Origin of the sequence: Microbulbifer rhizosphaerae (genome assembly GCF_014191725.1) — a bacterium.
GTDB classification, from domain to species: domain Bacteria; phylum Pseudomonadota; class Gammaproteobacteria; order Pseudomonadales; family Cellvibrionaceae; genus Microbulbifer; species Microbulbifer rhizosphaerae.
In genome coordinates this window covers 252,627-265,202 of sequence record NZ_JACHWZ010000002.1, presented here as the reverse complement: position 1 = coordinate 265,202, position 12,576 = coordinate 252,627, and the positions used below count along the sequence as shown (strand labels likewise).

Below are 12,576 nucleotides of genomic sequence, written 5' to 3'. Positions count from 1 at the left end.
CTGGAGGATGGGGCTGAGGCGATCCGGCAGCTGCCGGGTCGCCCCTTCGATAGCCGGTCTGAAGCACTGCTTACGCTGGAGGATCTATTTTTAACTTCGGGCCAGCTTTTACCTGGGATTTGATTTTCATGCTTTGACTTCCAGTTCCGGACCGGCTTTTACCTGAGATTTGGTTTTCACGGCGTTTCTCCTCTTATCTGGTTTACGGTTTGAGGAGTCAACCGTGGATGTCCAGTTCCGGGCCAGCCTTTACTTGAGACTTGGTTTTCATGGCATTTCTCCTTTTATCTGGTTTGTAGTTTGAGGGGGTCAGTCGGTGTCGTGGATGTCCAGATCCGGGCCGGCTTTTACCTGCGACTTGGTTTTCAAGGCGTCTCTCCTTCTACCTGATTTGTGGTTTGAGTCATATCCGAGCCGCCCGGGTTTCTTGGAAGCCGGGCGGCTTGGCGGGTTCACTGCAAGAGATTAATCGCTTTGCCCGGTCGAGTCATCCCTGTCGATCGCCAAAAAAAGAAACTGTGAAATGATCCTCGCTCCTCTTTCAATCAAGCATGGGGAATCATCGGTGGAATTTGCATGTCTTTTGACAAGTTTCCGTCAGGCGCAGCGTTTCCGGGCTTCGGATGTGAGACATGTCCATCGTCCTGTGCCGGAATGCTGGAGACCGATCGCGGCCAGCGGCCGCTCCTACAGAGAGATTAAGCGGCAGGTTCTGGTTAAAAACTCGCCAAACCTGTAATGGCGTGTAATGGCGTGTGATCGACCTGTTATCGGTTTATCCGTAGAGTAGTGCCCAGGGTTGAGGAGCGGCGTTGCCACCCGGTTGTTAAGGGCCGTCTATGGATGGACACTCCTCAGCGCTTTATCCGATAGACCGGATACCGTGCCGCGTGCGGCGCGGCTCGGGCAGGAAGCCGTTCAGCGCCAGCTGAATTGCCAGGCCAACTGGGTATACACAGAGCCTACGTCTGCCCAGCTTGGGAACGGGCCTGGCCGCGGGGCACGGATGCTCCCTTCGCTCTTGATAGTGTTGTTGTAACCGTCCGATGGTTGGGACCATCAACTGTGCCGGCAGTAGATTGCTTACTGCCGGCTTTTTTACTTCCGACTGGCCAAGGGTTTCCTCAACCTTCCTCATCCGATCAGTGCAAGACTCCAGAATAAGTGTCCGACTTTGCACCGGCTCTATATCCCAGCGAACTCGTCATAAGCCGTGGCATCCACGCCCGAAAGATGGGCACGTCCTGTGCAGGGCTTACGCCAGTTGTTGTCTACTACTTCCCGTCGGGGCAGCAGGGATTCCGGTTGCTGTTTCGGGCTCCGGGCTATCCGGTTCTCTCCGGCAATGGGGGGATTTTTTACCATTGCTCTCCGAAATAAAGGCATTGATGCATCACCCTGTAGGAGCGGCCCATGGCCGCGATCGGCGTGCGCTAAGCAAGCCTGGCCGATCGTGGCCATGGACGCTTCTACTGGGCGCTATTTCGGTGGGAAGGAAGCAAATATGCTGGAAAGTCTAGGGCAGAGTCAGAATGGAGGCAGTGACCCGGCAACTGCCGGGTTACCTTTCAATAGCCGGTTTGGACGTCAAGTTTTGGGCCGGCTTTTACCTGGGATTTGACGTTCATGCTTTGACTTCCAGTTCCGGGCCTGCTTTCACCAGAGATTTGGTTTTCACGGCATCTCTCCTTTTTATCCAGTTCGAGGTTTGATGAATCAAACGTGGATCTGCAGTTCCGGGCCGGCTTTTACTTGGGATTTGGTCTTCATGAGATTCTCCTCTTATATCTGGTTTACGGTTTATCGTGGACCTTTAGTTCAGGGCCTGCTTTCACCTGAGTTTTGGCATTCACGGAATTTCTCCTTTTGTCTGGTTTGTGATTTGATAGATCAATCTTGAACCTGCAGCTCTGGGCCGGCTTTTACCTGGGATTTGGCTTTCATTGCCGTCTCTCCTGTTATTTGTGGTTTAAGGGGTTAACCGTGGATCTCCAGTTCCGGGCCTGCTTTCACCTGGGACTTGGCTTTCACGGCATTTCTCCTTTTGTCTGGTTTGCGGTTGAGAGTTAATCGTCCTGGATCTGCAGATCCGGGCCGACTTTTATCTGAGATCTGGCTTTCATGGCATTTTCTTTTTTTCTGGTTCGATAGGTTAATTATTGACCTGAAGTTCCGGGCCGGCTTTTACCTGGGATTTGATTTTCATAGCATTCTCCTTTTATCTGGTTTGTGGCTTGAGAGTTAATCGTCTTGGATTTCCAGTTGCGGACCGGCTTTTACCTGGGACTTGGCTTTCATGGCATCCCTCCTTTTATTTGGTTGGTTTGTGGTTTGGATACACACCCGAGCCGCCAGCACCTCTGAAAACGGGGCTGCCAGCGTGCCCATCGCAAAAGACTAACCGCTTTGGCCTGCTGAGTCACTCCCGTTGATCGTCAAAAACGAGAACTGTGTATCTTTTGGGCCCTGTCAATAACGCGGCGCGCGTTCTTTAATTACTTTGTGATTGTGCGCGGCGTTTCCGAGCCCCGGATGGCGAGGGCCATTGGAGGCACGCTTTGCTGTGCTCATCAAAGGACCGGATTCTAAGTGAGAGGGAGATTTTTTACCAATACCCGACGGAATAAAAGCACTGAGGGACGAATCTGTAGGAGCGGCCCATGGCCGCGATCGGTGTACGCTACGCCAGCCAGGCCCATCACAGCCACGACCGCTTTTGCTTGGGTGCTATTTCGGTGGATGGGAGCAGTAATGGCGCTCGACCTTGTAGGGAAAGAGGCAAGCTGGAAAGTCTATAGCGGTGTGAGATGGAGGAAGTGACCCGGCAACTGCCGAGTTACCCATTCAATAGCCGGTTTGGACGTCAAGTTTTGGGTTGGATTTTGATCTCCGGACCGGCTTTTATCTGAGATTTGGTTTTCATGCCACTTCCTCTTTTATCCGGTTGCAGTTTAATGGGTCAATCTTGGATCTGCAGTTCCGGGCCTGCCTTCACTTGGGACCTGGCTTTCATGGCATTTATCCTTTTGTCTGGTTTGCGGCTTGAGTTAATCGTCTTGGATATCCAGATCCGGGCCAGCTTTAACCTGGGATTTGGTTTTCATGGGATTTCTCCTTTTATCTGCTTGGGGTTTGAGAGGTCATTCTGGTTGGATCTTCAGTTTTGGGCCAGCTTTTATCTGAGACTTGGCTTTCACAGCACTTCTCCTTTTTGCGGTTTGGAGATCAGCCGTGGATCTGTAGTTCCGGACCGGCTTTTACTTGAGATTTGGCTTTCATAGCGTTTTTCCTATTATGTTTGGTTTGGATGATAGATACCTGAGCTGCCTGCGCTCCCTGAGAACCGAGGTTGCTGGCGTGCTCACCACAAAAGATTACCCGCTTTGGCCGGCCGAGTCATCCTGCCAGCCGCAAAAAAACGTAACTGTGAAATGGTCCCCTGTGACACCTTGTCAATCAGGGATACGCCATCACCGGCGGGTGCGGCGTGCTTGGTTAATCCAATCATCGCCAAGCGCAGGGTTTCCGGGTAGCTCAGCACCACCAGTTCGGCGCCCTGCAGCGCGCGGTCGATATACAGATGGTTCCTTGGTAGGTTGGGCAGGGCGAAGCGTGTGGATCATCCTGTGGCGGGGCTATTGATGGGCACGCTTCGCTTTGCCCATCCTACAAAAGATCGGTCGCCGGCTTTGAGTGATTAAAAAGCCGCCAAACCTGTAATGACGTGTAATGGCGTGTGATCGACCTGTTATCGGTTTATCCGTAGAGTAGCGCTTGGGTTGAGGAGTACGGCGTCGCTCGGTTGTTCAGGCGGCGGGTCTAGGGACAGACACTCTTCGACACCGCATCCGATGGACCGGATAACGTGCCCCTTGCGGCGCGGTTCGGGCAGGAAGCCATTCAGCGTCAGCTGAATTGCCAGGCCAACTGGGTATACACAGAGCCTACGTCTGCCCAGTATGGGAATGGGCCTGGCCGCGGGGCAGGATGCTCCCTTCGCTCTTGATAGTGTTGTTGTAACCGTCCGATGGTTGAGACCATCATTTTGAGCCGGCAGTAACTCGGTTGCTGCCGGCCTTTTTACTTCCGGATAAGCCGAGGCTCTGGCGGAGTAGGGCGCCTGCGCGGATTGAAGATATATCCTGTTCTGCCATCGGTAAGTCACGGGGTAGAAATTCGCCGTCCTGGTTCAGGTCGGAGTCGAGCATGTCAAAGACTTTCCGCTCGTTCATCACCAGCAGAGCCGGAACCTCTCCCTTCAGGTGTTCATCGAGATAGGCGGTGAGGATGTTCTCGCCGTTTTCCCGGTTGCGCTGCAGGGCACGGTGGCTGGCGTGCTGCGCAGAAGGCGCTGGGTGGGGTTGACTTCCTTGGCCTACTTGGCGAGGTCGACGCCGGCGTTTCAGAGTCCATTGGAAAGCGCAGTGTAGATCGGGCGCAGTTGCCGCAGGGTTTCCGGATCAACTGCGCGTAAGAGGCTCAGGGAAAGTTCGGTCGCAGTACTTCGCGCATCTCTTTTAGCTTGCTTGGCACTATTTTCCAGCGGTTCGGATTGTCAAATTCAAAGTCTATTTTTATTTTCTCAGTTTCATTTTCCAGTTGAATGAGTATTTGGCAGAATTCATGTCCGTACTGAATGGCACTAAGTTAAGGCGTAACTCATTGATTTAAAACGAAAAACGGGTGATTTTTGCGATATAATGTCAGTCGCCAAACAAAACAAAAATCGCAACAACCACCCGTTTCATGGATAGTACCCGCAAGCTCCGCCACGCTCAACAGCAATCCATTACTCGCTGTGCCTCCAGCACTGATTTCAGCCAGATCGGTTCAGCGCTCCAGCACAAGTCCTTGTTTCAGATCATCGAAGAAGAGCAACCGGAGCACCGTGAGCGAGTTTTTACTCCAACTGTCACCTTGGGAGCATTCCTCTCCCAAGCGCTCGACGCAGACGCCTCCTGCCAGTCAGTCGTCAACAAAATCGCTGTTGACCGCCTACACGAGTGGGTGAGTGCGGTAAATACCAGTGCTTACTGCCAAGCACGCCAGCGCCTGCCGCTCAACATGGTAGTTCGCCTGACTCGCCAACTGGGAGGCATGATTGATGATAATACGCCCCAACAATGGCGCTGGCATGGACGCCCGGTCAAGTTGGTGGATGGCACCACGGTTTCTATGCCGGACACCGCCGAGAACCAAGCTCGATTTCCACAGCAGGCTACACAGGAGCCCGGTTTAGGCTTTCCTATTGCGCGCTTGGTGGGCATCATTGCCTACGGCAGTGGAGCTTTGCTCAACGTGGCCTATGCGCCCTTTCAAGGTAAAGGAACTGGAGAGCATAGCCTTCTGCGAGAGATACTGGATACCTTTACCGAGGGCGACATCGTCGTTGCCGATCGTTATTACGCCTCCTACTTCCTGATTGCAGAATTGCAGTCACGCGGCGTTGATGTCGTCATGCAACAACACGCGGGGCGCCGGACGGACTTCCGCAAAGGGCGAAGCCTTGGCTCCAAGGATCATGTTGTTGAATGGCGCAAGCCTGCAAGGCCCAAATGGATGGACCCGAGTTGGTATGAACTGTTGCCCGATAGCCTGTCTATCAGGGAGTTGCAGGTCGACAAAAAGGTACTGGTTACCACGCTGTTATCGGACAAAACGGCACCACGTAAGCAGTTGGGCGACCTGTACAAGGACCGCTGGCAGATCGAACTCAATCTGAGAGAGATAAAAACCACACTGGGAATGGACGTTCTGCGCTGTAAGACTCCGGAGATGGTAATCAAGGAGATCTGGGTGCACCTTCTGGCCTACAACCTGGTTCGTTGGCTAATGAACCGCTCGGCAACGCTGGCAGGTATATTGCCAAAGGAAATCAGCTTCAAGCATACGCTGCAACTCTGGCGGGTGTTTGTGAGTGGCCCGAGAAGAAATGACGCCGATCTGGATAGCCTTTGCGGCCTTATCGCCGGTATTGCCGTTGGCAAAAGGCCGGGCAGAGTAGAGCCGCGCCGCGTAAAGAGAAGGCCAAAACCCTACGGGCTGCTGAGCGAGCCAAGGTCAGTTGCTAGGGAGAAAATCCGGAAGTGTGGCCACCCCAAGAAAGCTTAACTTAGTGCCATTCATGTCCGTACTCTCTGGCGATTTCATTTATAAGATCTACAATGGTGTCATCCAGCACTAAAGGCTTATCTTCTATTTCCGAAGTTGCAGGAATTGCCTTTTCGTCCCTGTAAAGAAACCCAGGGTTTGACGCGCTTCCCTCTGCAACATCGAAAACAAAGGAAAGGCTATCCCATTCGTTTTCGACAACATCTTCACATTGCAGAACCAGTTTACCAATATTCTTAATTTTATCATTTGATATATTCACGCGGCTGTTTTGGTTGTGATAGGTTTGGCTTTAATTTTTTTGCATTTTTTTATAGTGTATTGGAGATATTTTCCAGCGGTCAGGATTGTCAAATTCAAAATCAATCTTAATTTTTCCATTGACCTTAGTCGCTGGTCGAATGCTATCATTATTGTATAAAAAGCCATAGTTTGCCATAGTTTGCCATGTGGCCATCTGTTACATCAAAAACAAATGAAATTTCCTGCCATTCATGCTCAACAACTTTTTTGTATTGCAAAATAAAGTTGCCAATTTCCTGAATGTGGCTATCTTTGACGTCAATAAGTAGGTTTGTAGTAAATTGCATTTTCTCTTAAAATTCTAGGAAAGATCCTGATTCATCGATGTCTTTTTTTATTTCATGCTGTTCATCATCTTTCTTTAATGAACTGAAGAATTCAATAATATTATTGGATATTTCATATGCTGAATATTCTTCAGTTTTGGCTTCATGATACCAAAAATATACTTTTCCAGTTTTACATGATAAGCATATTTGGTCGCCTCCAGATGATTCCCCGATAGTGATTAAATTGGAAGGGATCTGTTCATTATACATATTATTTTTATCAATGAGGTTTGAATTTCCCCTTAATCCATACAGTATTTCAAGAGACAGAAAACCATTTTCCGAATCAACAGGTGTTTCTTGAATTGGTTTAAATGTGGCTCCGTTATTGAAAACTATTGGCCCTTTGAATTCCTCAAGAACGGTCGAGTATTCAGGTGGAAATTTAAAGTCCAGTTCAGATTGTACATTTTCTATAGCGAAAGTTTTCTTTGAGCTCTCTAATAACTCTCTGGCTCCAAGGCCATCAAATGTTATAGTATCCATTAAAATCCTCCTCGGAGATCTGAGGCCGATCCGATATGTGGTATATTTCCATGCAGTTTGGTTGGTATAAACTGTATTGTCTGGTTGTCGAGATGATGAGGTGTGACGCCAATTTCTTTTAGGTAGTTTTTAGCTGCATTCTTACTGGCCAGCCCTTTCTTGGGCGATGATCTGCCGGAGGGCCATGCGTATCTTTTGCAGCAGTTGGGATTGCTGTTCGGCCCCTCTGTGTCAGGATAGTTGTCGCCTCTACTGAACCGAAGAAGCCAAGACAGGGGGCGGTAAAGAGGAGCAAATGCCCCGTTATTCCACAGAACGCAAAGCCTCAGTGCTGAAGAAGCTGCTGCCGCCGGAGAACCGGCCCATCCCGGAGATCGCGGCGGAAGAAGGCATCAGCGAAGGCACCCTGTACAATTGGCGCCAGCAAGCCAAAGAGAAGGGTATACCGGTGCCGGGCAGTGGTAAACAGAGCGAAGATTGGTCGGCGGAAGCCAAGTTCGCGGTCGTCGTTGAAACCGCCAGCCTCAGCGAAGCCGCGCTGAGTGAATATTGTCGCAGCAAGGGGCTGTACCCGGAGCAGGTACAGGCCTGGAGAGCGGCCTGTATCCAGGGCACACTGACCGATGCCGAGCGTCGCAAACAGGAGCGGGAAGAGGCCCGGCGGGCCAAGAAGCGCATCAAGGAGTTGGAGAAGGATCTTCACCGAAAGGAGAAGGCCCTCGCGGAAATGACAGCGCTGCTGGTGTTGAGAAAAAAGCTGAATGCCCTTTGGGGAGAGGACAGCGGGGAAGAATGACCCCGGCCCCGGAGCGGCGACAACTGATTGGATGGATAGAGGAAGCCGTGGCTGCGGGTGCTCGCAAAGCCCCGACCTGCGCGGAAGTGGGCATCAGCCTGCGTACCCTGCAGCGCTGGACTGCGGAAGGGGCGTCGCAAGAAGACCAGCGCCCCGGTGCACAGAGACCAGAGGCACAGAACAAGCTGGCGGAAGAGGAACGGCAGACGATTCTGGATATGTGCAACAGACCGGAGTTCGCCAGCAAGCCGCCGGGCCAGATAGTGCCCACGCTGGCGGACCGCGGCGAGTATATCGCCTCAGAATCGAGCTTCTATCGGACTTTAAAGGATGCGGACCAACTGCATCATCGCGGACGATCGAAGTCCAAGAAGAAGCGCAAGGCTCCCGCCACCTTTGTGGCCGAGGCGCCCAACCAGGTGTGGACCTGGGACATCACCTATTTGCCGTCATCGGTGAAGGGACTGTATTACTACCTGTATCTGGTGGAAGACATCTATAGCCGCAAGGGCGTGGTCTGGGAGGTGCACGAGAGCGAGTCCGGCGAACATGCGGCGGTGCTGATACAACGGGCCATGCTGCGGGAGCAGTGTTTTTGCAGTCCTCCGGTATTGCACTCCGATAACGGCGCGCCGATGAAGTCGCAGACCTTGCAGGCCAAGCTGTACGATCTGGGCATCCAAGCCTCGCACAGTCGCCCGCGGGTGAGCAACGATAACCCCTACTCGGAATCGTTGTTCCGCACGGTGAAATACTGTCCACGCTGGCCCTCGGAGGGCTTTGCTTCACTGGACGAGGCGAGGCAGTGGGTAGAGAGATTTATGCACTGGTACAACCACGAGCATCTGCATAGTGGCATCAAGTATGTCACCCCGGCGGACAGACATGACGGCAAGGACGTGGCCCTATTATCCGGGCGGGAGAAAGTCTACAAGCTGGCGAGAGAGAGAGAAATCCATCGCGCTGGTCTGGAGAGACAAGGGACTGGACACCGGTAGGGTCCGTGGCATTGAATCCACAGAAAGAAGAGTCAGAAAGCGAAGTCGCAGCGTAACGAAAAAAGGCGACAACTATCTTGAAAAACGCCGGCTCTTCTCCGTCGGGGGGATTTTCCTCGATGATCAGGCGCTGTTGGGCCAGGGCGAGGTAGATTTTTTTCCCGGGGCCGCTGAAGAAGGCCGGCGCACCTGCGTAGGGATCGAACTTTCAAGCTGGCGCCGGTAATGGGGAACGGTAGGATCGGGGAACTGTTGCTCGAAGGAAAGAGCATGTCCGTGTCTGAAGTTGTGTTTGGTGATGGGTCGCTCCTACAAAAAGAGAGAAGTAGCTAAGCTTTTAATAGCGGGTGAAGACTTAATCAAATTTGATTTTGCATTCTGATAATAAAACTTTATTGCGGTCACTAAGTATGAGCTTATCATGAGAAATTTCTGCTACTAACAATCCTAAAGCGTCAGCTCCTCGTTCAATCTGTTGGCGCCACCCACTAATGTCGCCTTTGTAAGAAACGGCAAAGTAACACTCTCCAGAAGGTAAAGTTATTCTGCAGTCTTCATTTATTATACCGCCGCTTTTAGCAATCTGAGGGATTATTTTTCGAACGACTTTCATAAATAAGGCTGCTATATCCATCTTGCCGTTGCAGATTATATATTTGTACTCCCTGCCTTCTGTAATAGACGTTCCAGGTATATTTCTTTCTTTGTCGATGAAGCCTAAGTCTAGAACTTTTTCCATTTTCTTGGTGAAATCCTCGATCGTGTCAGATTTATGAAAAATTCGGTCGCAGTGCCTCGCGCATTTCTTTTAGTTTTCTAGGCACGATCTTCCAGCGATCGGGATTGTCGAACTCAAAATCTATTTTTATCTTCTGCCTCTCGTTTTCCATCTGAATTAAAATCTGCTTAAACTTGCTGCCGCATTGATCGGCTACGGCAGATTGGAACTCATAGATCTTGTTATCCAGGAGTAGGGGATTGTTCTCTATGCTTAGAGAAATTGGCCTCACCTTTTCTCCATTATATAAAAATCCAGAATTTGCTATATGGCCTTCTGAAACGTCAAACACAACTGAGAGTTCTGTCCATTCGTTCTCAAGTACCTTTTTACAATTGAGAACTAGTGACCCTATGTCTTCAATATATTTTTTATCAAGGTTCATGGCTATTCCCCATAGAATTGCATATCTGCTTTGGGTATTCTGTCAAAGGCTTCTCCGGCTGAGTTCGAAAAGTTATGTCGTCGGTCAAATACAATATCGCCTGTTTTTGGGTCAATCACTTCATATTCTGAAATAATGTTTGTAGGGCGTTCGGCCCCGGGCGGCTCTAAGCTGACCTTCAGTTTAACTTCGAACCCTTCATTGGTCCAATCCGCCCACTCGTTCTCCATTTTTTTGTAGGCGCCGCGGTTGAGGTTTGAATTTTGAGGGAACAAGTTTTTCTCACCTTGATCCGACATAAAGCGATGGCCAATAATATGACCTCCCTCATCGCTGTCTAAGCGTGTGTCCCCTCCGACTTCCTGTTGTAATTTTGTTTCTGCGGAAGAGCGCACACCGCCTTTCTCCGATTTGGACAAAGTCGCTTCGACAGATGTCGGTCGTCCCTGCTCATCAATTGTCCATTCGGCTTCATTACCATTATAAGTCTCCTTAACCTTTCTTATCCTTGAGGTAGAGGTGGCTGAAGAGCTATTGCTAGTGGGTTTTGAATCCACGATTTCTTCAACTTCTAGGTCGCTATAAGACGCAGTTCTGTCCTTATCCCCGGGGTTGCTGCGTTTCAGTCGTTGCCTTACTTTCTTGAGGTGCTCGGCAAACTCCATCAACAAGTCACCCACCTTGCGGAATTTGGCAAGGTGCCTGGCTTGGCTGGCGGCGCTGGCTGCGAGGCCGGCGCCGGCGGTGACGGCGGCCAGGACGATGGTGAACAGGATCTCGAAGGCGGCGCTGCCGGAGAGGTTGGTGAGCTCTATGGCGTGCTGGGCGTTGACGTAGTCCTTGGCAAAACGAATGAGATCTGCCCGCAGGGCCGGACTTTCCCAAACCAGATCGGCGATTTCCATTGCCTGATCGAATTGTTCCCGGGTAATGGCGCTGGGATCGAAGCCTAGGGCTTGCACCAGCTCGCGCTTTTCCCCCTTCAGGTGTTCATCGACATAGGCGGTGAGGATGTTCTCGCCGTTTTCCCGGTTGCGCTGCAGGGCACGGTGGCTGGCGTGGATGCTGCGCAGGAGGTGCTGGGTGGGGCTAACGACGTCGCTGACCTCTTTGACCCACTTCGCGAGGTCGACGCCGGCGTTCCAGAGGCCGTTGAAAAAGGCGCCGGTGTAGATGAGGGCGCGGTTGACGTGGGATTCCTGGGCCAGCCTCTGCGTATGTTGGGCGGCCTCAGCCCTTTCCTGGGCGATGATCTGCCGGAGGGCCATGCGTATCTTTTGCAGCAGTTGGGATTGCTGTTCGGCCAGCTCTTCTTCGCCGGGGGGATTTTCCTCGATGATCAGGCGCTGTTGGGTCAGGGCGAGGTAGATTCTTTTCCCCGGGTCGCTGAAAAAGGCCGGCGCACCCGCGTAGGGATCGAGCAGGGGGGTACTTTCAAACTGGCGCCGGTAATGGGGATTGGTAGGGTCGGGGAGCTCTTGGGCGAAGCCGAGAAACTTTTGGCAGACCTGCTCAAGTACCGCATCGTCGAAACTCTGCAGCAATGGCAGGTCGACAAAATGCTCAGTGAAGCCCTGAGGGAGATGCGGCGGATAGTACCATCCTTCTCTTACGCGAAAGCGTACCCCCTGCCGATTCTCAATGTTCAAGTACGACATGTCCGTGTCTTATGGTTGCTCTGGTTGATGGCGATGGTAAGGCAAAGTTTGTGGCTCGATCAATCGAACTTGGTCTCAGAATGGAAGTTGTGGGTGTTGGGGGAGGTCGATCGCGGCCAACGGCCGCTCCTACAGAGGAGGGGTGGTTGAAAATTCGCCAAACCTGTAATGGCGTGTAATGGCGTGTGATCGACCTGTTATCGGTTTATCCGTAGAGTAGCGCCCGGGTTGAGGAGTACAGCGTCGCTCAGTTGTTCAGGCGACCGGTCTATGGATGGACTCTCCTCGACACCGCATCCGATGGACCGGATGCCGTGCCGCACAGGCGCGGCCCGGGTAGGAAGCCATTCAGCGCCAGCTGAATTGCCAGGCCGGCTGGGTATACACAGAGCCTACGTCTGCCCAGCTTGGGATTGGGCCTGGCCGCGGAGCATGGATGCTCCTTCGCTCTTGATAATGTTGTTGTAACCGTCCGATGGTTGGGACCATCATTTTGAGCCGGCAGTGATTTGTTCACTGTCGGCATTTTTCATTCGGGCAATGGCTCGCCACATCCCTGTGGCTCGGCCTTCGGCCAACTGAAGCTGCCCAAATCTGATCCTGCGGATTTGTCCATGGCCCTCGCCCTGCGGGCAGCCTCCGGCTGTGCAAAACGGCTGTCCTGCCGTTTTCTCTTTTTGGCCGAAGCCGAGTTAGAAGCTGATAGGGTGCTGCGCTGGCAAAGATCGGGTT

General features: G+C 51.9%; 7 protein-coding genes and 1 pseudogene. 2 read left to right on the top strand and 6 right to left on the bottom strand.

What is annotated here, in order from left to right; translation table 11 throughout:
- Window positions 1–4,746 precede the first annotated feature (4,746 nt).
- Window positions 4,747–6,111, top strand: coding sequence for an IS4 family transposase (locus FHS09_RS02920; RefSeq protein WP_183456515.1), 1,365 nt, complete (start codon window positions 4,747–4,749; stop codon window positions 6,109–6,111).
- A gap of 1 nt (window position 6,112) precedes the next feature.
- Here FHS09_RS02920 and FHS09_RS02915 read toward each other — a convergent pair whose 3' ends face one another.
- From FHS09_RS02915 to FHS09_RS02905, 3 genes are all read right to left on the bottom strand, one after another.
- On the bottom strand, window positions 6,113–6,373 hold the full coding sequence (locus FHS09_RS02915; RefSeq protein WP_183456513.1) for a hypothetical protein: 261 nt from the start codon (window positions 6,371–6,373) through the stop codon (window positions 6,113–6,115).
- 148 nt (window positions 6,374–6,521) lie between these two features.
- Window positions 6,522–6,701, bottom strand: a complete 180-nt coding sequence (locus FHS09_RS02910) for a hypothetical protein (protein WP_183456512.1) — start codon at window positions 6,699–6,701, stop codon at window positions 6,522–6,524.
- 6 nt (window positions 6,702–6,707) lie between these two features.
- Complete coding sequence (locus FHS09_RS02905) at window positions 6,708–7,229, bottom strand: SMI1/KNR4 family protein (protein WP_183456510.1); 522 nt, start codon at window positions 7,227–7,229, stop codon at window positions 6,708–6,710.
- 295 nt (window positions 7,230–7,524) lie between these two features.
- Between FHS09_RS02905 and FHS09_RS02895 the strand changes: the two are divergent.
- Window positions 7,525–9,079 (top strand): annotated as a pseudogene (locus tag FHS09_RS02895) (IS3 family transposase).
- 299 nt (window positions 9,080–9,378) lie between these two features.
- On the opposite strand, the gene FHS09_RS02890 reads toward FHS09_RS02895, so the two are convergent.
- From FHS09_RS02890 to FHS09_RS02880, 3 genes are read right to left on the bottom strand one after another with little or no spacing between them, the layout of a single operon-like run.
- A complete protein-coding gene (locus FHS09_RS02890; protein WP_221191760.1) occupies window positions 9,379–9,762 on the bottom strand; it encodes a hypothetical protein in 384 nt (127 codons plus the stop codon).
- 31 nt (window positions 9,763–9,793) lie between these two features.
- Complete coding sequence (locus tag FHS09_RS02885) at window positions 9,794–10,186, bottom strand: hypothetical protein (RefSeq protein WP_183456508.1); 393 nt, start codon at window positions 10,184–10,186, stop codon at window positions 9,794–9,796.
- A gap of 2 nt (window positions 10,187–10,188) precedes the next feature.
- A complete protein-coding gene (locus FHS09_RS02880; protein WP_183456506.1) occupies window positions 10,189–11,835 on the bottom strand; it encodes a DNA/RNA non-specific endonuclease in 1,647 nt (548 codons plus the stop codon).
- Window positions 11,836–12,576: the final 741 nt, after the last annotated feature.

Coding starts and splice junctions, on each gene's coding strand:
- FHS09_RS02920 (WP_183456515.1), top strand. CDS start 4,747: ATGGATAGTACCCGCAAGCTCCGCCACGCTCAACAGCAATCCATTACT.
- FHS09_RS02910 (WP_183456512.1), bottom strand. CDS start 6,701: ATGCAATTTACTACAAACCTACTTATTGACGTCAAAGATAGCCACATT.
- FHS09_RS02905 (WP_183456510.1), bottom strand. CDS start 7,229: ATGGATACTATAACATTTGATGGCCTTGGAGCCAGAGAGTTATTAGAG.
- FHS09_RS02890 (WP_221191760.1), bottom strand. CDS start 9,762: ATGGAAAAAGTTCTAGACTTAGGCTTCATCGACAAAGAAAGAAATATA.
- FHS09_RS02885 (WP_183456508.1), bottom strand. CDS start 10,186: ATGAACCTTGATAAAAAATATATTGAAGACATAGGGTCACTAGTTCTC.